Consider the following 24,242-nt stretch of genomic DNA (forward strand, 5'->3'; position numbering starts at 1 on the left):
ATGGTAGCAGTAATCATCAAAGGAAATGAAGTTGCGGAGAAAAAACGAGCACAATTAAAAGAAGAAGTTGTGAAGTTAAAAGAGCAAGGGATTGTACCAGGATTAGCAGTTATTTTAGTTGGAGAAGATCCAGCATCTCGTTCTTATGTAAAAGGAAAAGAAAAAGGCTGTGAGCAAGTGGGAATCTATTCAGAGCTAATTGAACTTCCTGAAACGATTACTGAGGAGCGTTTGCTTGCTGAAATCGATCGTTTAAATGGAGACGACCGTATTAATGGCATATTAGTACAATTACCTTTACCAAAACATATTGAAGAAAAAGCTATCATTGAAAGAATTTCACCTGAAAAGGATGTAGATGGATTTCACCCAATTAGCGTGGGGCGTATGATGACAGGACAAGATACATTCCTACCATGCACACCGCACGGTATTGTGGAATTAGTAAAAGAAACAAATCTTGATATTTCTGGAAAACATGTCGTTGTCATTGGAAGAAGTAATATTGTCGGTAAACCAGTGGGACAACTGTTTTTAAATGAAAATGCAACTGTCACATATTGTCATTCTAAGACGCAAAATATAAAAGAATTATCGAAGTTAGCTGATATTTTAATCGTAGCTGTTGGAAGAGCGAAAATGGTAACAGCTGATTATATTAAAGAAGGTGCGGTTGTAATTGATGTCGGTGTAAATCGTTTGGAAACAGGAAAGCTTTGTGGTGATGTTGATTTTGATAATGTATTGGACGTTGCGGGTTACATTACGCCTGTACCAAAAGGAGTTGGCCCAATGACTATTACAATGCTACTTCACAACACTGTTGAATCTGCAAAGCGTGCAGGTGTTGTTTGTAAATAATTTGAATCGGCTATGAGGAGAGAGCAATGGAGAAACAATATTTAACCGTTACAGCATTAACACGCTATATAAAAACAAAAATAGAGTACGACCCGCATTTGCAGTCTGTTTGGTTAAAAGGAGAAATTTCCAACTTTAAATATCATAGCCGTGGTCATATGTATTTTACATTGAAAGATGAAAATGCAAGAATTGCAGCGGTTATGTTTGCGGGTCATAATCGTAACATTAAATTCAGACCTGAAAATGGAATGAAAGTACTTGTAAAAGGAAAAATTTCCGTTTATGAGGCGAGTGGTTCTTATCAAATTTATATTCAAGACATGCAACCTGATGGAGTTGGAAATCTTCATTTAGCTTATGAACAATTAAAAGTCCGTTTAGAAGAAGAAGGGCTGTTTTCTCAAGTTTATAAGCGTCCAATCCCTGCGTATGCAAAAACAATTGGTGTTATAACGTCGCCAACAGGAGCAGCAATTCGCGATATTATAACAACGATTAAACGTCGTTATCCAATTGGAAACGTTATTGTGTTTCCTGTACTTGTACAAGGGGAGTCAGCGGCTCCCTCAATTGTACAAGCAATTCGCACAGCGAATGAAATGGGAGATATTGATGTTTTAATTGTTGGGCGTGGTGGGGGCTCTATTGAAGAATTATGGGCCTTTAATGAGGAAGTAGTTGCAAGAGCTATTTTTACAAGTGAAATTCCAATTATTTCAGCTGTAGGACATGAAACGGATTTTACAATTGCTGATTTTGTTGCTGATTTGCGTGCACCTACGCCGACTGCAGCAGCAGAACTTGCGGCACCTAATATTCTTGAATTGCAAGAGAAAGTGCTACAAAGAACTCTCCGCTTGCAAAGAGCGATGAGAGAGATGGTACATAAAAAAGAAGAAAAACTACAAGTGTTACAAAAATCTTATGCGTTCCGTTATCCAAGACAAGTGTACGAACAAAAAGAAGAGCAGTTAGATAGGGCTCTTGAACAACTTGTTTTAGCGAAAGAGCGTTATATAGATAAAAAAGTAAATCAATTAAAGCAACTTTCATTTTATTTAGAGAAGCACCACCCATCTCAAAAAATTATACAAACGAAAACTGCAATTGAAACGTTGCAAAAGCAATTGCAACGTGAAATGCAAACATTACTTCAAACGAAGGAGTTCGCATTTGTGAGAGCGGCTCAAAAGCTTGAAGCATTAAGCCCGCTTAAAGTAATGATGAGAGGGTATGGGCTTGTATACGATGAAGAGAAACAAGTATTAAAAAGTGTGAAAGATGTTAACCTTGGAGATGCTGTTTCGGTTCAATTACAAGATGGAATACTAGATTGTAGCGTATCGAGCATAGAGGAGCGTGAATTGAATAATGGAAAATAAGTTAAGCTTTGAAGAAGCAATTTCGCAGCTTGAGCATCTCGTTTCTAAGCTTGAACAAGGTGATGTACCTTTAGAAGAAGCAATTTCTTATTTTAAAGAAGGCATGGAGTTATCTAAGCTTTGTGATGAGAAATTGAAAGATGTACAAGAACAAATGGCAGTTATCCTTGGGGAAGATGGAGAGCTTGAACCGTTTACTGCTTTAGGAGATGAAGCATAGTGACACATATAGCTTTTGATGCTTTTTTGAAAGAGAGTAAAACTTTCGTAGAAGAAAAGCTTGTAAGCTATGCAAATGAATTACAATGTCCAAATGTGCTTCGTGAAGCGATGGCATATTCTTTGGAAGCGGGTGGAAAACGTCTCCGCCCGTTACTTTTATTTGCAACGTTACAAGCATTTGGGAAAGAAAGAAATCTTGGCGTGGGTGCAGCTTGTGCCCTTGAAATGATTCATACATATTCGTTAATTCATGATGATTTACCTTGTATGGATGATGATGATCTAAGACGAGGGAAGCCCACAAATCATAAAGTATTTGGTGAAGCAATGGCGGTTTTAGCAGGAGATGGTTTGTTGACATATGCTTTTCAAGTTATTATGGCATATGAGCCAAAAGAAATCTCTGCTGAAAAAAAAGTAAGACTTGTACTTGAGCTTGCGAAAGCAGCAGGACCTGAAGGAATGGTTGCTGGACAAGTGGCAGATATGGAAGCCGAAGGAAAACGACTTACAATTAATGAATTAGAGTACATCCATAAGCATAAGACAGGAAAACTGCTTGAATTTGCTGTACTTGCAGGAGCGATACTTTCTGATGCTACAGAAGAGCAGGAAGAGAAGTTACTTACATTTGCGAAATATATCGGTCTAGCTTTCCAAATTAGAGATGATATTTTAGATGTAGAAGGTACAGAAGAAGAGATTGGCAAACCGATTGGTAGTGATGCTTCCAATGAAAAGAGCACATATACGACGTTATTTACTGTAGATAGAGCAAAATCTATTTTAGAGGAAACAATTGCAAAAGCAAAAGATGCTATTAACTCTTTACAATTACAAGATGAATATTTACTATCTATTTGTGATTTGATCGCAAAACGTAATAACTAAGATAACAGCGTTTTCATTTGTTGAGTCATTCATCATTTTATGATATAAATGTAGGAAAAGGTTTTTCTTTTCTTGTTATTGGCAAAAATATATGTAGATTACATTGCCGTTATCACTTCGTGTTAGCGGCTATTTTTTCATCGCGTAAAGAAATATGATGTATAATAGGGTAAGTGAAAAAATGGAAGTATTTTCTGAAACAGGACAAGATAAAAAGAATAGAAAAGAGAATTTCTTGTGTTGCGTAAATGTTTCTTATACTATTTGACATGTTGACAGATTATGAAATGAAAGTGAGTGATCCATGTGGATCTAACGCAAATTCAAAACCCTAGTTTTTTGAAAGATATGTCTATCAGGGAACTAGAGGGATTGAGTGAGGATATTCGTAAGTTTTTAATTGAAGAGCTCTCTCAAACAGGTGGACATATTGCACCTAATTTAGGTGTAGTAGAACTCACAATTGCTCTGCATAAATTATTTGATAGTCCGAAAGATAAATTTTTATGGGACGTAGGACATCAATCCTATGTACATAAAATTTTAACCGGGCGTGCGAAAGAATTTGGCACATTGAGACAATACCAAGGTTTATGTGGTTTCCCAAAACGCTGTGAGAGTGAGCATGATGTATGGGAAACTGGTCATAGCTCGACGTCACTATCTGCTGCGATGGGTATGGCTCTTGCGCGTGATATAAAGAAAACGAAAGAATATGTTATACCAATCATTGGAGATGGTGCTTTAACGGGCGGAATGGCTTTAGAAGCATTGAACCATATTGGGCATGAAAAAACAGACATGATTGTTATTTTGAATGACAATGAAATGTCAATCGCACCGAACGTCGGTGCACTTCATAATGTACTTGGTCGTTTACGTACTGCAGGGAAATACCATTGGGTGAAAGATGAGCTGGAGTATATATTGAAGAAAATCCCAGCAGTCGGTGGGAAAGTGGCTGCGACAGCAGAAAAAATAAAGGATAGTCTAAAATATTTACTAGTATCAGGTGTCTTTTTTGAAGAATTAGGCTTTACATATTTAGGTCCGGTCGATGGGCATGATTATGAAAAGTTATTCGAAACGTTGCAATATGCAAAGAAAACAAAAGGCCCAGTACTTGTTCATGTTATTACGAAAAAAGGAAAAGGTTATAAACCAGCTGAGAGTGACGTTATTGGAACTTGGCATGGAACAGGACCTTATAAAATTGAATCAGGTGACTTTGTTAAGCCGAAGGAAGTTGCACCGGCATGGAGTGCTGTTGTTAGTGAAACAGTGCTTAAGCTAGCGAGAACGGATGAACGTATCGTTGCAATTACGCCTGCGATGCCTGTTGGATCGAAACTTGAGAAATTCCAAAAAGAATTCCCAGATCGCATGATTGATGTAGGTATTGCAGAACAGCATGCTACAACAATGGCAGCAGGTATGGCAACGCAAGGAATGAAGCCGTTTTTAGCAATTTATTCAACATTTTTACAAAGAGCATATGACCAAGTTGTTCATGATATATGCCGTCAAAATTTAAATGTTTTCATTGGAATAGATCGCTCTGGATTAGTAGGAGCAGATGGTGAAACACATCAAGGTGTATTTGACATCTCATTTTTACGTCACTTACCGAATATCGTGTTGATGATGCCAAAAGATGAAAATGAAGGGCAACATTTAGTATATACGGCGATGCAATATGAAGACGGACCAATCGCTTTACGTTATGCACGTGGTAATGGACTTGGCGTTCATATGGATGAAGAATTAAAGGCGATTCCAATTGGTACGTGGGAAACGTTAAAAGAAGGTACACAAGCAGCGATTTTAACATTTGGTACGACGATTCCAATGGCAATGGAAGCAGCTGAGCGTCTTGAAAAGGCTGGAGTTTCAGTGAAAGTAGTGAACGCTCGCTTTATTAAACCAATGGATGAAGCGTATTTACATGATCTCTTAGGAAAGAATATACCGATTTTAACGATTGAAGAAGCTTGTTTAATCGGTGGTTTTGGAACGGGAGTAGCTGAATTTGCGTCTGAGAATGGATACCATAGTGCATTAATTGAACGAATGGGTATTCCAGACCGTTTCATAGAGCACGGAAGTGTAACAAAATTATTAGAAGAAATTGGTTTAACGACAGATGCTGTTGTAGACCGTATTCATACAATGATTCCATCAAAACAAAAAAGGGCGTAACAAATGAGCGTAAAAAAAGAAAGAGTAGATGTACTATTAGTAGATCGAGGACTTATAGAAACGCGTGAGAAGGCTAAACGTGCTGTTATGGCGGGTCTTGTATATGCGAATGAAATGAGACTCGATAAGCCAGGGGAAAAAATTCCGCAAGATACGGAGATTACGGTGAAAGGGCAAGTTATGCCGTATGTAAGCCGTGGTGGTTATAAGCTTGAAAAGGCGTTAGAAACATTTCAACTTGATTTACAAGATAAAGTTATGATAGATATCGGTTCATCAACTGGTGGTTTTACAGATTGTGCGCTTCAAAATGGAGCGAAGTTATCCTATGCATTAGATGTAGGATATAATCAACTTGCGTGGAAATTGCGTCAAGATGAGCGTGTTGTTGTGATGGAACGAACGAACTTCCGTTACGTGACACCGGCAGATTTAGAGCGTGGTTTACCTCAGTTTGCAAGTATCGATGTTTCATTTATATCATTAAAGCTTATATTGCCGGTTTTAAAAACAATGCTTATGCAAAATGGTGATGTAGCGGCATTAATTAAACCGCAGTTTGAAGCTGGGCGAGAACAAGTCGGGAAAAAAGGTATTGTTCGTGATAGAAAAGTACACGAGGCTGTCGTGGAAATGATTGTCGATTTTGCTCTGAAAGAAGGCTATGATGTAGAAGGTTTAACATTCTCACCTATTACAGGTGGAGATGGTAATATTGAATTTTTAATTCATCTAAAGTGGCACGGTGAACGTGAGAATGGCGGAAATCATTCTCCAGTTTCTATTGAGCAAGTTGTTACAGAAGCACATGAGGTTTTAAAACAAAAAGGGAAAGGGGAATAACATATGTTGTTCCTCTTTTTGTTGTAATTGTATAATGATTGTAAAAACAATTGTGTACAAGTAACGGATAATACGTTAACATAAATAAGTGAAGTATACCAATGTTTAAACTATGGTAAGAGATAGTGTGAGGTGCAAATGTATGAATAAAGGTCAGCGCCATATTAAAATCAGGGAAATTATTGCGAACAAAGAAATTGAAACACAAGATGAACTAGTTGATATTTTACGTAATGAGGGATTTAATGTAACGCAAGCAACAGTATCACGCGATATTAAAGAACTGCATTTAGTGAAGGTGCCATTACATGATGGTCGCTATAAATATAGCTTGCCAGCAGATCAACGATTTAACCCGTTGCAAAAATTAAAACGAAATCTAGTGGATTCATTTGTAAAATTAGACACGGCAGGACATATGCTTGTGCTAAAAACATTGCCTGGTAACGCTCATTCACTTGGGGCACTTATTGATCATTTAGAGTGGGATGAGATCATCGGAACCATTTGTGGTGATGATACTTGCTTAATTATTTGCCGTACACCTGAAGATACAGGTGTTGTCTCTGATCGTTTCTTAAATATGCTGTAACAGAAAAATCTTGTTTGCTTTCCTCTGCAAAGTGGAAAGTAAACAAGATATTTTTATTGGCTAAAAATATGGATTTTCAAATACAATACATTATTTTTTTTGAATAAAGTTAGAAAATAGGTGGATTGACCCGTAAAACAAATGTTTGGTACAATGGAGCGGGTTAGAAGAGTAATTTATACATATAAACATATAGTATAACTATTTGAATGAAGAATACTGAGAAAAGCCCTTAATAGGGGATTAGTTAATAACGAGGTGAATGGGGCATTGTTATCGGAATTATCGATTAGAAACTTTGCTATTATTGAGGCATTAAATATTTCTTTCCAAAAAGGTTTAACTGTTTTAAGTGGTGAAACAGGAGCTGGAAAATCCATTATTATTGATGCAATTAGTTTGCTTGTTGGTGGCCGTGGTTCAGCGGAATTTGTTCGATACGGAACAGAAAAGGCTGAGATAGAGGGATTATTCTATGTAGAAGATGATAAGCATCCATGTATCGCAAAGGCAGAAGAGTTAGATATAGAAATAGAAGATGGTATGATCATTTTGAAGCGTGATATTGCTGCGAACGGAAAAAGTGTATGTCGTGTAAATGGGAAACTTGTTACACTCAGCATATTAAAAGAGATTGGGAAAACGCTTGTTGATATTCATGGACAGCATGAAACGCAAGATTTAATGAATGAAGAACGTCATATGTTTATGCTCGATCATTTTGATGGAGATCGTATTGTTAAGCAATTGGACGTATATCAAAATGTATACGCGGACTATGAGAAATTAAAAAAACAGTTAAAATCTTTAAGTGAAAATGAACAACAAATGGCCCATCGTCTAGATTTAATTCAATTCCAACATGAAGAAATTCGTAAAGCGGATTTAAAAATGGATGAAGAATATGAATTGACTGAGGAACGATTAAAAATCTCCAATTTTGAAAAGATTTATAAAGCGTTAGGAGATGCGTATCGTTCGTTAAGTTCGGACGGACAGGGGTTAGATCATGTAAGAAATGCAATGGCACAAATGGAGAGTATTACACACTTAGATGAAGCGTATCAAGAAAATCATGATTCAATTGCAAATAGCTATTACTTATTAGAAGAAGTTGCATATCAGCTTAGAGAAAAGTTAGATATGATGGAATATGATCCGAAACGTTTAGATGAAATTGAAACGCGTTTGAATGAAATCCGTATGTTAAAGAGAAAGTATGGAAATACTGTAGAAGAGATTTTAGCGTATGCAGATAAAATTGAACAAGAAATTTTTACGATTGAAAATAAAGACGTACATATTGAAACGACGAGAAAGCAGTTAAAGGAATTAGAAGTTGTTATTCTAAAAGAGGCAACGTTGTTAAGTGATATGCGTCATGAACTTGCAGATCATCTTACAAGCGCAATTCATCAAGAGTTAAAAGAACTATATATGGAAAAAACGAAATTTGAAGTGAGAATCATGAAGAGGGAAGGAAACGCAGAAGAACCTCTTGTAGAAGGAACACCGGTGAAACTTACGACGGATGGCTACGATCATGTGGAGTTTTATATTTCAACGAACCCAGGTGAACCGTTAAAGCCACTTTCAAAGGTCGCTTCTGGCGGAGAGTTATCTCGTATTATTTTAGCTTTAAAAAGCATTTTTTCTAAGCATCAAGGTGTTGCATCTGTTATTTTTGATGAAGTGGATACGGGTGTGAGTGGTCGGGTTGCACAGGCTATTGCGGAAAAAATTTATCGTGTATCAGTAAACTCGCAAGTACTTTGTATTACGCACTTACCTCAAGTAGCTTCAATGGCGGACTCGCATTTATTTATTAGAAAGCAAGTGGCGAATGATCGGACGATTACATCCGTTACTGTGTTAAATACGGATGAAAAAGTAACAGAAATTGCTCGAATGATTTCTGGTGTGGAAATTACAGATTTAACGACAGAACATGCGAAAGAGTTACTTACGCAAGCACATCATTTCAAGCAGACAGCAGAGGCTATCCAGTAATGGATAGCTTTTTTTCTCAAATGACGATTTCTTAATTCTTCCGGTTATAAATAAAGCACTGCAAGGAGAGATTAAAAAGTGAAGCCAAGAGGCTGAATGTGGGGTAGGAGCGAGGAGAGTGAACAAATTGAAATTAGAAAGATTTCGAAAAATAATAGGTCTTTGTCTCCTTGTTTCTCTAGTTCTTATTGGATGTTTTAAACCGCTTCGAACGTTTATTTCATCCCCGAAGCAACTTGTTGTTTTTGAAGGACAACAATCAGAAATAGCATCATTACCAGTTTTTAAGGCCTCATCTACAAATCGTAATGTATTTACAGTAAGTTCAAATGAGCAAGAACTTATGGTAAATTCTCACCAAAATGGTGAAGCTGATATGGTGTTTCAACTCGCTGGTTTTCCAGTGAAAAAAGTAAATGTGAAAGTATTAAAAGATTTTAAAGTTATCCCAGGTGGACAATCGATTGGTGTGAAATTGAACACAAAAGGTGTACTTGTTGTAGGCCATCATTTAATTCAAACTGAAAAGGGTAAAGTATCTCCTGGTGAAACAGCTGGTGTACAGATTGGGGATATGATTACTGAAATTAATGGTAAAACAATTGAAAGAATGAGCGATGTAGCACCATTTATTCATAATAGCGGAGAAACAGGTGAACCGCTTAATCTTGTTTTATTAAGAGATGGAAAATACATTCACACTAAGCTAACACCACAAAAAGACACTGGCGAATCCTCTTACCGAATTGGACTATATATTCGTGATTCAGCAGCTGGTATCGGAACGATGACATTTGTACATCCAGATTCCATGAAATATGGGGCGCTTGGTCATGTGATTTCCGATAATGATACAAAAAAGCCGATTCAAGTAGAAGATGGACAAATTATGCGTTCGACAGTAACGTCTATTGAAAGAGGGAGTCACGGGAACCCAGGGGAAAAATTAGCAAGATTTTCACCAGACCGTGAAGTAATTGGTAATATTACAGTAAATAGTCCGTTTGGTATTTTTGGGAAATTGAACACAAATATGACAAACGGTATAATGGATAAAGCAATGCCTATCGCATTATCCCATCAAGTAAAAGAAGGGCCAGCGAAAATATTAACAGTTATCGATCAAGATAAAGTAGAAGCATTTGATATTGAAGTTGTTAGCACAGTACCGCAAAAGTTCCCAGCTACAAAAGGTATGGTAATAAAAGTGACAGATAAACGCTTGTTAGCGAAAACAGGTGGCATTGTACAAGGGATGAGTGGAAGTCCAATTGTACAAAATGGAAAAGTAATTGGTGCTGTTACACATGTATTTGTAAATGATCCGACGTCAGGATACGGTGTTCATATTGAATGGATGTTACATGAAGCTGGAATTAATATTTATGATCAAGAAAGAAAAGCGAGCTAATACATATTAGCTCGCTTTTCTATTGAAAAATTCGTTGAAATTTTGTAAAAGCTCCGCAAGAGCTGTTTTTTGTTGTAAAATATAAGCAAAGGGTTGAACGTTTCGCTGGAATTCTATGATGGAATGTGTTGCGAAAGAAAAAAAATGAACGATAAACATATTTTTTTGTGATTTTATCGGAAAGTAAGAAACTTTAAAAGGGAATTTTCACACAATTGTCGAACAATTCATGTAGCCTAGAAGCTTACACATGTCGGAAGAATCGATTCGGTAAGGGAGGAAAAGCTGTGGAAAAAATTAAAGTATGTCTTGTGGGTGATAATAAGGAATTGGTATCAATGCTAGAGAGCTATGTTGCTGCTCAAGATGATATGGAAGTTATCGGAACTGCTTACAATGGCCAAGAGTGTTTAAATTTATTAAAAGACAAGCAGCCTGATGTTCTTGTTTTAGACATTATTATGCCACATTTAGATGGTCTAGCTGTGCTAGAGAAAATGCGACATATTGAAAGGCTAAGACAGCCTAGCGTAATTATGTTGACAGCATTCGGGCAAGAAGATGTGACGAAAAAAGCAGTTGACTTAGGTGCTTCATATTTCATATTAAAACCATTTGATATGGAGAATTTAACAGGTCATATTCGTCAAGTGAGTGGTAAGGCAAATGCTACCATTAAACGTCCATTGCCATCTTTCCGATCAGCAACAACAATAGATGGAAAACCGAAAAACTTAGATGCGAGTATTACAAGTATCATTCATGAAATTGGTGTACCTGCTCATATTAAAGGATATATGTATTTAAGAGAAGCAATCTCTATGGTGTATAATGATATCGAATTGTTAGGATCTATTACGAAAGTGTTGTATCCAGATATCGCAAAGAAATACAATACAACAGCAAGCCGCGTCGAGCGTGCAATCCGTCATGCGATTGAAGTAGCTTGGAGCCGTGGGAATATTGATTCTATTTCGTCCTTATTTGGTTATACAGTATCAATGTCCAAAGCAAAGCCTACGAATTCCGAGTTCATCGCAATGGTTGCGGATAAGCTAAGACTTGAACATAAGGCTAGCTGAGAGTAGCATATTAAAAATAAATTTTTTCATAAAAGATCGATGGGTTTAAAACACTCGTTGATCTTTTATTTTGTTATAAGGATAATATTGAAGTGTTATTTTCATAAGAAATATGATTATGACACATTTAAAGGTGATTCATTGATTTATATGGAAAATAAAACATATATTTAGTAAAATTATCTATAAAGGGATATTTATTGATATGGAATTTGTTAAGGGAGTAACTGGAAATGACTGGGGGATTTATATGAAAAAGAAAATTTTAATTTGGATTGGATGTGCAATAGGCTTAGTCGGGCTTACTGTTGGTATAACTTTTGGAATGTTGGAACTTGCAGATAATCCGGCGGACAAACAAGCTAGTGCTGAAATAGATACAAGCGAATATAAAACAGTTCCAAAAGAAAAAGAAGCGCAGTTTGGTGAGATTGGTGGCGCAAGTGCGAAACTTCAAATTACAAAAGATTCTACTGAAGAAGAAGTAGTTAAAGCGATGCACAGTATGACCCACCAAAAAGTAATAGCTGAGCAAAAATGGGGAGCAATCCCAATGTCTAAAGAGAATGCTAAAAAAGTAAGAAGTATCTTAAATGAGAGTACTTTTGAAACGAAAGAAGAACTTTTAGCGATTGCTGAAAGATGGATAAACAAAGACTTTAGTAAAGTTGTGGACGATCATAACTACTTCTGGAAATTGCAAGGTGGTAATATCGGAAAAGCTACAGGAGTTATGGATCCACTAGAAGAGCAAACTTTTTCTTTAAATAATTTTGGAGATGGAGTAACAGGTGAATTACACAAATCTGGAGACCTTCAATATGTTGGAGGAAATTAAAATTTGCAAGTTGTAGAAAAAGCTTCTTTATAGGGGCTTTTTATTTTGGTGTTCCATGCATTCGTAATTTTAGTGGGTAAGTTATCCGTGATATAATGAAAGAAGAAATATAGATTATAATAAAAAGCCCTGCAAAACAGGACTATATTATTCTTCGTCTTTATTTTGTTTTTCTAATTCAACTAACTTTTGAATTAAAATGTGTTGTGGCATATGCATAAGCTGTTCGAGCGGGACACCTAACGCTTTTGATAGGCGGACTGCAGTGTCTGGAGAAATTTGTAATGGTCTCATAGAAGTACCTCCTTTTTCGTATAGTATAGCATAAGATTGGGGGAGTGAGGATGACTCTTATATTTGCACATCGTGGTGCGGCGGGAACATACCCGGAAAATACAATGATTTCATTTGAAGCAGCGGAGGCTTTCGGGGCAGACGGAATTGAACTTGATGTTCAATTAACGAAAGATGGAAAAGTTGTCGTCATCCATGATGAAACTGTGAATCGAACGACGAATGGAAAAGGTGCTGTTCGGAATTATTTATACGCAGATTTATGTAAGTTAGATGCAAGTTATAAATTCAGCGGAAAAGTAGGTTTTTGTAAAATCCCTCTATTAGAAGAGGTGCTTGAATGGCTTACAAAAACGCAATTGCTACTCAATATTGAACTGAAAAATAATACAATTCCATATAGAGGCTTAGAGGAAGAAGTAATAACACTTGTACGTAAGTTTAGTTTAGAGGATCGGACTATTTTTTCTTCTTTTAATCACTACAGTATGAAGCGGTGTCATATGATGGCTCCGGATATTCAAACAGCTATTTTATATCGCGAAGGTCTGCATAGCCCGTGGGCATATGCGAAAAAAATGGGTGCTAAAGCAGTGCATCCAAATTATCGTTATCTTCAAGATGCCATTGCTGAATTAACGATGGAAAGTGGTGTAGAGGTTCGTCCTTACACAATAAATGAAGAAACGCTTATGCGTAAATATTTTGATATGAACATATCGGCGATTATTACTGATTATCCTGAAACAGCAAGAACTTTATTATCGATAAAAAAATGAGACCTATTATAACGGTCTCATTTTTTGTTTATGGATATGTGAAAAATTTGTTCTATCTTCTAAAGCGGGCTTGTACTTTATTTCTCTTACGATCTCTATGTAGGACGAAGCCGCCAAAGATATAAAACCCAAGTGCGAAGCAAAAAGCGCCGATTAAAAATTGTAACCATAATATAGGGATTGGAGAGAATAAAATCCCAAATACAGTGTCTCTCATTAACTTTATGCCAAGCACAGCTAATGAAATAGGGATGAGTGCTAATAATAGAGCAAGGTAACGCTGCATACATAACGCTCCTTTTCAGATTATTTCGTATATATTAAATGATGTTATATGAAAAGGGTGTTTGTCAAGAGGTTGCTGAACGAGTAAGATAAGGGTGTGAAAAATTTTGCAGAGATACTTCGAGAGGAAGTGTAATGTATGAAACAAAAGGTGTTAATTGTTGGAGCGGGTGAAGGTGGAAGTACACTGCTTAGTCTGTTACAAAATTCGAATATATTTCAAATTATAGGGGTTATTGATATTAATCCAATAGCGAAAGGATTAGAAATTGCTAAGGAATATGGAATTCCGATTGATGATAGTGTAACCCCGTTTCTTTCTATGCATATTGATGTAATGTTTGATATGACAGGTGACTATGATTTACATAAGGTTTTATGGGAGGTTAAGCATAAAGATACTCTTCTTATACCAGGGGATATTGCAAAAATTGTTACGAGATTAGCGCATGAGAAGGAAGAATTAATTGGGAAGCTGGAAGAACAGACGCAACAAGGGGATTTGATTTTAAATTCTACACATGACGGTATGATTGTTATAGATCGAGAGGGACAAGTTCGTCTGTTTAATAAAAGTGCAGAGCGTATTATCGGATATAAAAAAGAAGAAGCGATAGGGAAATATATTTTAGAAGTCATTCCAACGAGTAAGTTACTGCGCATTATACGTACGAAACAAATAGAAGTGAATTATGAACTGACGCTAGAGAATGAAAAGAAAATTATTACAACGCGTATACCAATATTAAAAGAAGATGGAGAGGTTCAAGGGGCATTTGCGATTTTTAAAGACATTACAGAAGTTGTAGATTTAGCGGAAGAAGTTACAGACTTAAAAGAAATTCAAACGCTCCTTGAGGCAATTATCAACTCATCTGAGGAAGCGATTTCGGTTGTTGATGAGAAAGGAAGAGGGCTCGTTATAAACCCTGCTTATACGAAGTTAACTGGTTTGACAGAAGAGGATATTATAGGGAAGCCGGCTACAACTGATATTGTAGAAGGTGAAAGTATGCATATGAAAGTACTTCGGACACGCCGAGCGGTACGAGGAATACATATGAAGATTGGGCAAAAAAAGCGGGATGTAATTGTAAACGTAGCACCGGTTATTGTTGATGGAATATTGAAAGGAAGCGTCGGGGTAATTCGTGACGTATCAGAAATTCAAAAATTAACAAATGAATTGAATAGGGCAAGACAAATTATTCGAACATTAGAAGCGAAATATTCATTTGATGATATTGTTGGCGATTCAGATGAAACGACGGCGGCTATTGAACAAGCGAAGCTTGGAGCGAATACACCAGCAACGGTATTGCTACGCGGAGAATCTGGGACAGGTAAAGAATTATTTGCGCATGCGATCCATAATGGAAGTAATCGGAAATATAATAAGTTCGTCCGTGTAAACTGTGCGGCTATTTCGGAAACGTTGTTAGAAAGTGAATTATTCGGTTATGAGGAAGGTGCGTTCTCTGGAGCGAAAAGAGGCGGTAAACGAGGTTTCTTTGAAGAAGCGAACAATGGAAGTATATTTTTAGATGAAATTGGAGAGTTATCTGCGAATACGCAAGCGAAGCTCCTTCGTGTACTGCAGGAAAAGGAGATTGTGAAAGTAGGAGGAACGAAAGCGATACCTATTAATGTCCGAGTGATTGCGGCGACGCATGTGAATTTAGAAAAAGCGATTTTAGAAGGGAAGTTCAGAGAGGACTTATATTATCGTTTGAATAAAATCCCAATTCAAATTCCTTCCCTTCGTCAGCGCAAAGGAGACATACCAGCGATTGCAGAAAGGTTAATTCAAAAAATTAACCAAGATTATGGCCGGAATGTAGAAGGGCTCACCGATGCAGCCGTTTCGTATTTACAATCATATGAATGGCCAGGAAATGTTAGGGAACTTGAAAATATTTTAGGACGAGCTATTATCTTTATGAATTATAACGAGATATATATTGATGTGCATCATTTACCGCCTTTACATAAAGAAGAACAAGTAGAGACGAAACAAAATAATTTATTACCTGAATTAGAAGAGAAGGCCCTTGAACACCTAGTGACAGAATTTGAGGGGAATATTATCCATGAATATTTGGAGAAATTTGATGGGAACAAAACGAAGACTGCAAAAGCGTTAGGGATTTCGGTTCGAAACGTATATTACAAGTTAGAAAAGTACAACCATGCAAAAAATAGCATGCAATAAATTGCGTACCGTGCAATTTATTGCATGGTATACAAGAAGTGACAAAATGAGACACAATATTCCGTTTTTTTAAAAGTATTGATTTTACTGCATTTTGAATGCGTTTTCATTATTGGTAAGACCACTTTTAAAAGTTGGCACGGTATTTGCTTAATAAATAGGCGAGGGACGACGGAAAGGGTTGATTACAAAATATGAAGTTAGAACACTTAATTGATCAAGCAGTAGGACAGCCTAAAAAAACTGTAGCTGTAGCAGTAGCTGAAGATCATGAAGTAATTGAAGCTGTAGCGAAAGCAATTAAATTACAGCTAGCTCAATTTCGTCTATATGGAAATCAAGAGAAAATAATGGGGATGCTACAAGAACATGGTTTACAAACTTCAGAACATATTGAAGTGATTGCAGCAGAATCAAGTGCTGAGGCTGCAGAACTTTCTGTTAAAGCTGTGAGAAACGGTGAAGCAGATGTACTTATGAAGGGTAACATCCCAACAGCGAATATTTTGAAGGCTGTGTTAAATAAAGAGTGGGGGCTACGTAAAGGTAGCGTACTTTCACATGTAGCAGCATTTGAAGTTCCAAACTATAATCGTCTTATTTTCGTTACGGATGCAGCGATGAACATCGCACCTGACGTAACACAAAAAGCTGCTATTACACAAAATACTGTAGAAGTTGCCCGGGCAATAGGAATTGAGTTGCCAAAAGTGGCACCAATCGCAGCAGTAGAGGTTGTGAATCCAGCGATGCAGGCGACAATTGATGCAGCGATGTTAACACAAATGAATCGCCGCGGACAAATCAAAAATTGTATCGTTGATGGACCACTTGCTTTAGATAATGCAGTATCACAAATTGCAGCAGAACATAAAGGCATAGTAAGTGATGTAGCAGGTAAGGCAGACATTTTACTCGTCCCAACGATTGAAGCTGGAAATGTGCTATATAAATCACTCGTTTACTTTGCAGATGCAAAAGTAGGAGCAATGATTGCTGGCGCAAAAGCACCGATTGTTTTAACATCTCGTGCTGATTCAGCAGAAACAAAAGTATATTCATTAGCATTGGCAGTTGCGACTGCTTCAAAATAAACCAAAAAGGGTAAAACATTAGGGGGAAACGACAATGACATTAGAAATCTTCGAATACTTAGAAAAATATGATTATGAGCAAGTGGTATTTTGTCAAGATAAAGAATCTGGTTTAAAAGCAATCATTGCAATTCATGATACAACACTTGGACCAGCTCTTGGTGGAACAAGAATGTGGACATATGATTCTGAAGAAGCGGCGATTGAAGATGCATTGCGTCTTGCAAAAGGGATGACATACAAAAATGCAGCAGCTGGTTTAAACTTAGGTGGTGCAAAAACAGTAATTATCGGTGATCCACGTAAAGATAAAAGCGAAGCAATGTTCCGTGCATTAGGACGCTACATTCAAGGACTAAACGGACGTTACATTACAGCTGAAGATGTTGGTACAACAGTAGATGATATGGATATTATCCATGAAGAAACTGACTTTGTAACAGGTATTTCACCATCATTCGGTTCTTCTGGTAATCCATCTCCAGTAACTGCATACGGCGTTTACCGTGGTATGAAGGCAGCTGCAAAAGAAGCGTTCGGTACAGATAACCTAGAAGGAAAAGTAATTGCGGTTCAAGGCGTTGGTAACGTAGCATATCACCTATGCAAACATTTACACGCTGAAGGAGCAAAATTAATCGTAACAGATATTAATAAAGAAGCTGTACAACGTGCAGTAGAAGAATTCGGTGCATCAGCAGTTGAACCAAATGAAATTTACGGTGTTGAATGTGATATTTATGCACCATGTGCATTAGGCGCAACGGTTAATGATGAAACTATTCCACAACTTAAAGCAAAAGTAATCGCAGGTTCTGCAAATAACCAATTAAAAGAAGATCGTCACGGTGACATCATTCATGAAATGGGTATTGTATACGCACCAGACTATGTTATTAATGCAGGTGGCGTAATTAACGTAGCAGACGAATTATATGGATACAATAGAGAACGTGCACTAAAACGTGTTGAGTCTATTTATGACACAATTGCAAAAGTAATCGAAATTTCAAAACGCGATGGCGTAGCAACTTATGTAGCAGCAGATCGTCTAGCTGAAGAGCGCATTGCAAGTTTGAAAAACACTCGTAGCACATACTTACGCAACGGTCACGACATTATTAGCCGTCGCTAATTATTCATATAAAACTTTTACAAAAGGTGTGGTTACCTCTCATGAGGTTTCCACTTCCTTTTGAATTTATTAGTGGAGGTAGCAACATTGTCCTTAAATCGAATTCTTGTTATTAATCCGGGTAGTACATCCACAAAAATTGGTGTTTTTGATAATGAAAGACCCGTTTTAGAAGAAACAATTCGTCATGACGAAGAACAGATTGGAAAATATAAGCGAATCATTGATCAATATGAGTTTCGAAAAGAAACGATTTTAGAAGTTCTACATTCTCACGGTATTAACATTTCAAAATTGAACGCTGTTTGTGGGCGTGGTGGATTACTTCGTCCAATCGAAGGTGGAACGTATACAGTAAACGATGCGATGTTAGAAGATTTGAAAAATGGGTTTAGTGGTCATCATGCTTCAAACCTTGGAGGCATTTTAGCATATGAAATTGCTTCTGGATTAAATATTCCGGCATTCATTGTAGATCCTGTTGTTGTAGATGAAATGGAGCCGATTGCTCGCATAAGCGGTATTGCTGGTATGGAACGTAAAAGTATTTTCCATGCATTAAATCAAAAAGCGGTTGCTCGTAAAGTGGCTGAACAATTAAACCACAAATACGAGGATTTAAATTTATTAGTTACACATATGGGTGGCGGCATTACAGTTGGTGCTCATAAAAAAGGAAAAGTTATTGATGTTAATAATGGCTTAAACGGAGAAGGACCATTTAGTCCAGAGCGTGCTGGTACAGTACCAGTAGGACAACTAGTTGAAATGTGTTTCTCTGGCGAGTATTATCGTGACGAAATGGTTAAAAAGCTTGTCGGACAAGGTGGACTTGTAAGTCTAATCGGCACAAATGATGCGATTAAAGTAGAACAAATGGTTGAAAAAGGCGATCCTGAAGCAACTCTTATTTATAAAGCAATGGCATATCAAGTTGCAAAAGAGATTGGCGGAGCTAGCGCTGTACTTCACGGGAAAATCGATGCAATCGTATTAACTGGTGGACTTGCATACAGTAAAATTCTTGTCGATGAAATAAAAGAACGAGTAGATTGGATTGCAGATGTTATCGTACATCCAGGAGAAGATGAATTACAAGCATTAGCAGAAGGAGCACTTCGTGTATTACGTGAAGAAGAAGCTCCAAAAGAATATGTTGTACGTGAAAAAGAAACGGTAGCTAGGGGTTGAGATAATGGCAAAAGAATATGATTTAGTCATCGTTGGCGGCGGTACTGGTGGATATGTTGCTGCTATTCGTGCATCACAACTAGGTTTAAAAACTGCACTTGTTGAAAAAGAAAATCTTGGTGGTACTTGTTTACACAAAGGATGTATTCCTAGTAAAGCTCTTTTACGTAGTGCGGAAGTATACGCAACTGCTAAAAAAAGCGAAGAGTTCGGAGTTATTGCAAGTAATGTAGAACTAAACTTTGCGAAAGTACAAGAGCGTAAAGAGAAGATTGTAACGCAGCTTCATAAAGGCGTTCAACATTTAATGAAACAAGGTAAAATTGATGTGTTTGAAGGTATTGGCCGTATTCTTGGCCCATCTATTTTCTCTCCGATGCCAGGGACAATTTCAGTTGAACTTGCAAGTGGAGAAGAAAATGAAATGTTAATTCCAAAAAATGTACTTGTTGCAACAGGTTCTCGTCCAAATTCATTACCAGGATTAGAGTTAGACGGAGAGTATGTAATGTCTTCAGATCATGCCCTAAAAATGGAAACGCTTCCTAGTTCAATCATTATCGTGGGTGGCGGTGTAATCGGTATTGAGTGGGCATCTATGCTTGCTGACTTCGGTGTAGAAGTTACAGTATTAGAGTATGCGAAAACTATATTACCACTAGAAGACAATGACGTTTCAAAAGAAATGCAACGTCTATTCAAGAAAAAAGGTATTAAAGTGGTAACTGGTGCAAAAGTATTACCAGAAACATTGGTAAAAGATAATGGAGTAACAATTCAAGCTGAACATAACGGTGAGAATAAAGAATTTAAAGCAGAAAAAATGCTTGTATCTGTAGGAAGACAAGCGAATACGCAAAACATTGGTTTAGAGAATACTGATATCGTTGTGGAAAAAGGATACATTCAAACAAATGAGTTTTATCAAACGAAAGAATCTCATATTTACGCAATTGGAGATGTAATCGGTGGCTTGCAACTTGCTCACGTTGCTTCTCATGAAGGAATTGTTGCAGTAGAACATATTGCAGGTAAAGAAGTTACACCAATTGATTATTCGATGGTATCAAAATGCGTATATAGCAGTCCAGAAGTTGCTTCTGTCGGCTTAACAGAACAAGAAGCGAAAGAAAAAGGCTATAAGTTAAAAGTAGGTAAGTTCTCATTCCGTGCAATCGGAAAGGCACTTGTATACGGAGAATCAGATGGTTTTGTAAAACTTGTAGTCGATGAAGAAACAAATGACATTCTTGGTGTTCATATGATCGGGCCACATGTAACAGATATGATTTCTGAAGCTGGTCTTGCAAGAGTACTTGATGCAACACCTTGGGAAGTAGCACATACAATTCATCCGCATCCATCATTATCTGAAGCGATTGGTGAAGCAGCACTAGCTGTAGATGGAAAAGCGTTACACGCATAAAAATGTGGATTTAGGAGGTTATGAAAAATGGCAGAAGTAAAAGAAAAGCGCCATGAAGAGCTTGGCTTAAATGATGAGCAAGTATTAGAAATGTACCGTACGATGTTACTTGCACGTAAAATCGACGAACGTATGTGGTTATTAAACCGTGCAGGTAAAATTCCATTCGTAATTTCTTGTCAAGGACAAGAGGCTGCACAAGTTGGAGCAGCGTTCGCTCTTGATAGAGAGAAAGATTATGCATTACCATACTACCGTGATATGGGTGTTGTACTAGCATTTGGTATGACAGCTAAAGAGCTTATGTTATCTGGTTTCGCGAAAGCTGGAGATCCAAACTCTGGTGGTCGTCAAATGCCTGGTCACTTCGGTCAAAAGAAAAATCGTATTGTTACAGGTTCATCTCCAGTAACAACACAAGTACCGCATGCAGTTGGTATTGCGTTAGCTGGAAAAATGGAGAAGAAAGATTTAGTAACGTTCGTTACATTCGGAGAAGGCTCTTCAAACCAAGGTGATTTCCATGAAGGTGCGAACTTTGCTGGCGTACACAAACTACCTGTTATTTTCATGTGTGAAAATAATAAATACGCAATCTCTATTCCAGTTGAAAAACAATTAGCATGTAAAAATGTATCAGACCGTGCAATTGGATATGGTATGCCTGGATACACAGTAGACGGAAACGATCCACTTGCAGTATATAAAGCAGTAAAAGAGGCAGCAGACCGCGGTCGCCGTGGTGAAGGCCCAACTCTAATCGAAACAGTATCATATCGTTTAACAGCACATTCTAGTGACGATGATGATCGTGTTTATCGTGATAAAGAAGAAGTAGAAGAAGCGAAGAAAAATGATTCAATTATAACATTTGCTGCTTATTTAAAAGAAGTTGGCGTGTTAACTGAGGAATCTGAGAAACAAATGTTAGATGAAATTATGCATATCGTAAACGAAGCAACAGAATATGCAGAAAATGCTCCGTATGCAGCACCTGAAGATGCATTGAAGCACGTATACGCAGAATAGGGGGGAACGTTTCATGGCTGTAATGTCTTATATTGATGCTATTACATTAGCAATGCGCGAGGAAATGGAACGCGATGAGAAAGTATTCGTTTTAGGTGAAGATGTTGGTAAAAAAGGTGGCGTATTTAAAGCGACACACGGATTATATGATCAATTTGGTGAAGATCGTGCGTTAGATACACCACTTGCAGAATCAGCAATCGCTGGGGTAGCAATTGGTGCAGCAATGTATGGTATGCGTCCAATCGCTGAAATGCAGTTTGCTGATTTCATCATGCCAGCAGTAAACCAAATTGTTTCTGAGGCAGCAAAAATTCGTTATCGTTCTAACAATGATTGGACTTGTCCAATTACAGTTCGTGCGCCATTTGGTGGCGGTGTTCACGGTGCATTGTATCATTCACAATCTGTAGAAGCGATGTTTGCAAACCAACCAGGTTTAAAAATTGTTATCCCTTCTACACCATATGATGCAAAAGGTTTATTAAAAGCAGCAATTCGTGATGAAGATCCAGTATTATTCTTTGAGCATAAACGTGCATATCGCTTAATTAAAGGTGAAGTGCCAGAAGATGATTACGTATTACCAATCGGAAAAGCAGATGTAAAACGTGAAGGTGATGACATTACTGTTATCACATACGGATTATGTGTCCACTTTGCTCTTCAAGCAGCTGAGAAATTAGCGCAAGATGGCATCTCTGCACACATTCTTGATTTACGTACTGTATATCCATTAGATAAAGAAGCAATTATCGAAGCTGCTTCAAAAACTGGTAAAGTTCTTCTTGTAACAGAAGACAATAAAGAAGGAAGCATTATGAGTGAAGTGGCAGCAATTATCGCTGAAAACTGTCTGTTTGATTTAGATGCACCAATTGCACGTCTTGCAGGCCCAGACGTTCCAGCAATGCCATATGCACCAACAATGGAAAAATTCTTTATGGTAAATCCAGATAAAGTTGAAAAAGCAATGCGTGAACTTGCGGAATTTTAATCGGGGGGACTATACATGGCTGTAGAAAATATTACAATGCCTCAGCTCGGGGAGAGCGTTACAGAGGGTACAATTAGTAAATGGCTCGTTAATGTTGGCGATCATGTGAACAAATATGATCCACTTGCAGAGGTAATGACAGATAAAGTAAATGCAGAAGTACCATCTTCTTTCACTGGTATTGTGAAGGAGTTAATAGCTGGTGAAGGTGATACGTTAGCTGTAGGTGAAGTTGTTTGTGTCATTCAAGTAGAAGGCGCAGATGAAGTAGCGGCAACAGCTGTAGAGGAAAAAACGAAAGAAGAACCAAAAGCAGAAGTAACTACATCTGAAAAAGCACCGAAAGTAAAACAACCAACTGATGGAAAACCACGTTTTTCACCAGCGGTTTTAAAACTTGCGGGCGAGCATAATGTTGATTTAGATTTAGTAGAAGGTACGGGAGCAAATGGCCGTATTACTCGTAAAGATATTTTAAAGCTAGTGGAATCTGGAAACATTCCGCAAGCAGGTGCGAAAAAAGAGGAAGCTGTAGCAGTAGTAGAAGCACGTCCAGCAGCACCAAAAGCAGCACCGGTAGCGCAAAAAGTAGAAGCTGCAAAACCAGTTTCTGTGCCGACAATGCCTGGAGATATCGAAATTCCAGTAACAGGTGTGCGTAAAGCGATTGCAGCGAACATGTTACGTAGTAAACACGAGGCACCTCATGCTTGGATGATGATTGAAGTAGATGTGACAAACCTTGTGTCATACCGTAATTCAATTAAAGGTGATTTTAAAAAGCGTGAAGGCTTTAACTTAACGTTCTTTGCTTTCTTCGTAAAAGCAGTAGCACAAGCGTTAAAAGAGTATCCTCAAATCAATTCTATGTGGGCTGGCGATAAAATCGTTCAGAAGAAAGATATTAACCTTTCTATCGCTGTTGCAACAGAGGAAGAACTATTTGTACCAGTAATTAAGCAAGCGGACGAGAAAACAATTAAAGGTATCGCTCGTGAAATTACAGAACTTGCAGGAAAAGTACGCACGAAGTCGTTAAAAGCGGACGAAATGCAAGGCGGAACATTTACAATTAATAACACAGGATCATTCGGTTCTGTTCAATCTATGGGTATTATTAATTACCCACAAGCGGCTATTTTACAAGTAGAATCAATTGTAAAACGCCCAGTAATTATGGATAACGGTATGTTCGGTGCTCGTGACATGGTTAACTTATGTTTATCACTTGATCACCGCGTACTTGATGGTTTAATTTGTGGTAAGTTCTTAGGACGTGTTAAAGAAATTTTAGAAAACATGTCAGAAAACAATACATCTGTATATTAATAAAAAGCTCGCTTATGCGAGCTTTTTATCATCTTATTTCTTCATTTGTATCCTACAATATGTACAAACCTTTTCCCATTAATCTTACAATGAATGATCATGTATAAGGAATTTGCGAAAATACATTGCTGATATAT

General features: G+C 37.4%; 22 protein-coding genes. 20 read left to right on the forward strand and 2 right to left on the reverse strand.

Annotation, left to right across the window (positions count from 1 at the left end):
* The 11 genes from folD (at position 1) to BAU28_RS11870 (ending at position 12,334) form a co-directional block, all read left to right on the forward strand.
* A complete protein-coding gene (folD, locus tag BAU28_RS11815) occupies positions 1 to 861 on the forward strand; it encodes a bifunctional methylenetetrahydrofolate dehydrogenase/methenyltetrahydrofolate cyclohydrolase FolD (protein WP_071718655.1) in 861 nt (286 codons plus the stop codon).
* A 26-nt stretch (positions 862 to 887) separates the two neighbouring features.
* Positions 888 to 2,246: an exodeoxyribonuclease VII large subunit gene (xseA, locus tag BAU28_RS11820; RefSeq protein WP_071718656.1), complete on the forward strand. Its 1,359-nt coding sequence runs from the start codon at positions 888 to 890 to the stop codon at positions 2,244 to 2,246.
* Positions 2,236 to 2,466, forward strand: a complete 231-nt coding sequence (gene xseB / locus BAU28_RS11825; RefSeq protein ID WP_002173406.1) for an exodeoxyribonuclease VII small subunit — start codon at positions 2,236 to 2,238, stop codon at positions 2,464 to 2,466. The genes xseA and xseB overlap by 11 nt, the downstream gene beginning before the upstream one ends.
* Positions 2,466 to 3,359, forward strand: coding sequence for a (2E,6E)-farnesyl diphosphate synthase (ispA, locus tag BAU28_RS11830; protein WP_025150071.1), 894 nt, complete (start codon positions 2,466 to 2,468; stop codon positions 3,357 to 3,359). Before xseB ends, ispA begins: the two co-directional genes overlap by 1 nt.
* Before the next feature lie 306 nt (positions 3,360 to 3,665).
* Positions 3,666 to 5,558, forward strand: a complete 1,893-nt coding sequence (gene dxs / locus BAU28_RS11835) for a 1-deoxy-D-xylulose-5-phosphate synthase (protein ID WP_071718657.1) — start codon at positions 3,666 to 3,668, stop codon at positions 5,556 to 5,558.
* A gap of 3 nt (positions 5,559 to 5,561) precedes the next feature.
* Positions 5,562 to 6,401 carry a TlyA family RNA methyltransferase gene (locus BAU28_RS11840; protein WP_071718658.1) on the forward strand — a complete coding sequence of 280 codons (840 nt, stop codon included), beginning with the start codon at positions 5,562 to 5,564 and terminating at the stop codon, positions 6,399 to 6,401.
* A 142-nt stretch (positions 6,402 to 6,543) separates the two neighbouring features.
* Positions 6,544 to 6,993 (forward strand): arginine repressor ArgR, encoded by a 450-nt coding sequence (gene argR, locus BAU28_RS11845; protein ID WP_001032581.1) that lies wholly within the window; start codon positions 6,544 to 6,546, stop codon positions 6,991 to 6,993.
* A 270-nt stretch (positions 6,994 to 7,263) separates the two neighbouring features.
* Positions 7,264 to 9,003 carry a DNA repair protein RecN gene (recN, locus tag BAU28_RS11850; RefSeq protein ID WP_071718659.1) on the forward strand — a complete coding sequence of 580 codons (1,740 nt, stop codon included), beginning with the start codon at positions 7,264 to 7,266 and terminating at the stop codon, positions 9,001 to 9,003.
* Between the two features lie 118 nt (positions 9,004 to 9,121).
* Complete coding sequence (gene spoIVB, locus BAU28_RS11855) at positions 9,122 to 10,414, forward strand: SpoIVB peptidase (protein WP_071718660.1); 1,293 nt, start codon at positions 9,122 to 9,124, stop codon at positions 10,412 to 10,414.
* A 287-nt stretch (positions 10,415 to 10,701) separates the two neighbouring features.
* On the forward strand, positions 10,702 to 11,496 hold the full coding sequence (gene spo0A, locus BAU28_RS11865; RefSeq protein ID WP_071718662.1) for a sporulation transcription factor Spo0A: 795 nt from the start codon (positions 10,702 to 10,704) through the stop codon (positions 11,494 to 11,496).
* Between the two features lie 250 nt (positions 11,497 to 11,746).
* Positions 11,747 to 12,334: a PRK06770 family protein gene (locus BAU28_RS11870; RefSeq protein WP_033719448.1), complete on the forward strand. Its 588-nt coding sequence runs from the start codon at positions 11,747 to 11,749 to the stop codon at positions 12,332 to 12,334.
* Between the two features lie 147 nt (positions 12,335 to 12,481).
* Here the strand turns inward: BAU28_RS11870 and BAU28_RS11875 are convergent, their stop codons facing one another.
* Positions 12,482 to 12,628: a YycC family protein gene (locus BAU28_RS11875; protein WP_001247671.1), complete on the reverse strand. Its 147-nt coding sequence runs from the start codon at positions 12,626 to 12,628 to the stop codon at positions 12,482 to 12,484.
* A gap of 50 nt (positions 12,629 to 12,678) precedes the next feature.
* Between BAU28_RS11875 and BAU28_RS11880 the strand changes: the two genes are divergently transcribed.
* Positions 12,679 to 13,407, forward strand: a complete 729-nt coding sequence (locus BAU28_RS11880; RefSeq protein WP_071718663.1) for a glycerophosphodiester phosphodiesterase — start codon at positions 12,679 to 12,681, stop codon at positions 13,405 to 13,407.
* Between the two features lie 52 nt (positions 13,408 to 13,459).
* On the opposite strand, the gene BAU28_RS11885 is transcribed toward BAU28_RS11880, so the two are convergent.
* A complete protein-coding gene (locus tag BAU28_RS11885) occupies positions 13,460 to 13,693 on the reverse strand; it encodes a DUF2627 domain-containing protein (protein ID WP_002173397.1) in 234 nt (77 codons plus the stop codon).
* A 138-nt stretch (positions 13,694 to 13,831) separates the two neighbouring features.
* Between BAU28_RS11885 and BAU28_RS11890 the strand changes: the two genes are divergently transcribed.
* The 8 genes from BAU28_RS11890 to BAU28_RS11930 all read left to right on the forward strand — a co-directional run bounded on the left by BAU28_RS11890 (position 13,832) and on the right by BAU28_RS11930 (position 24,105).
* The gene (locus tag BAU28_RS11890) at positions 13,832 to 15,904 is read left to right on the forward strand and encodes a sigma 54-interacting transcriptional regulator (RefSeq protein WP_071718664.1); all 2,073 of its coding nucleotides are present in this window, start codon (positions 13,832 to 13,834) and stop codon (positions 15,902 to 15,904) included.
* Between the two features lie 194 nt (positions 15,905 to 16,098).
* Positions 16,099 to 16,998: a phosphate butyryltransferase gene (gene yqiS / locus BAU28_RS11900; protein ID WP_071718665.1), complete on the forward strand. Its 900-nt coding sequence runs from the start codon at positions 16,099 to 16,101 to the stop codon at positions 16,996 to 16,998.
* A 34-nt stretch (positions 16,999 to 17,032) separates the two neighbouring features.
* Positions 17,033 to 18,133, forward strand: coding sequence for a leucine dehydrogenase (locus tag BAU28_RS11905; RefSeq protein ID WP_002173394.1), 1,101 nt, complete (start codon positions 17,033 to 17,035; stop codon positions 18,131 to 18,133).
* 87 nt (positions 18,134 to 18,220) lie between these two features.
* Positions 18,221 to 19,324: a butyrate kinase gene (gene buk / locus BAU28_RS11910; protein ID WP_002173393.1), complete on the forward strand. Its 1,104-nt coding sequence runs from the start codon at positions 18,221 to 18,223 to the stop codon at positions 19,322 to 19,324.
* 4 nt (positions 19,325 to 19,328) lie between these two features.
* Positions 19,329 to 20,750 (forward strand): dihydrolipoyl dehydrogenase, encoded by a 1,422-nt coding sequence (gene lpdA / locus BAU28_RS11915; RefSeq protein ID WP_002173392.1) that lies wholly within the window; start codon positions 19,329 to 19,331, stop codon positions 20,748 to 20,750.
* A 27-nt stretch (positions 20,751 to 20,777) separates the two neighbouring features.
* Positions 20,778 to 21,779: a 3-methyl-2-oxobutanoate dehydrogenase subunit alpha gene (gene bfmBAA, locus BAU28_RS11920; RefSeq protein ID WP_025150081.1), complete on the forward strand. Its 1,002-nt coding sequence runs from the start codon at positions 20,778 to 20,780 to the stop codon at positions 21,777 to 21,779.
* Between the two features lie 13 nt (positions 21,780 to 21,792).
* Positions 21,793 to 22,776, forward strand: coding sequence for a 3-methyl-2-oxobutanoate dehydrogenase subunit beta (gene bfmBAB, locus BAU28_RS11925; RefSeq protein WP_000290076.1), 984 nt, complete (start codon positions 21,793 to 21,795; stop codon positions 22,774 to 22,776).
* Between the two features lie 15 nt (positions 22,777 to 22,791).
* A complete protein-coding gene (locus BAU28_RS11930) occupies positions 22,792 to 24,105 on the forward strand; it encodes a dihydrolipoamide acetyltransferase family protein (protein ID WP_071718666.1) in 1,314 nt (437 codons plus the stop codon).
* Positions 24,106 to 24,242 lie beyond the last annotated feature (137 nt).

It is taken from the genome of Bacillus paramycoides (assembly GCF_001884235.1).
Taxonomy (GTDB): Bacteria; Bacillota; Bacilli; order Bacillales; family Bacillaceae_G; genus Bacillus_A; species Bacillus_A paramycoides.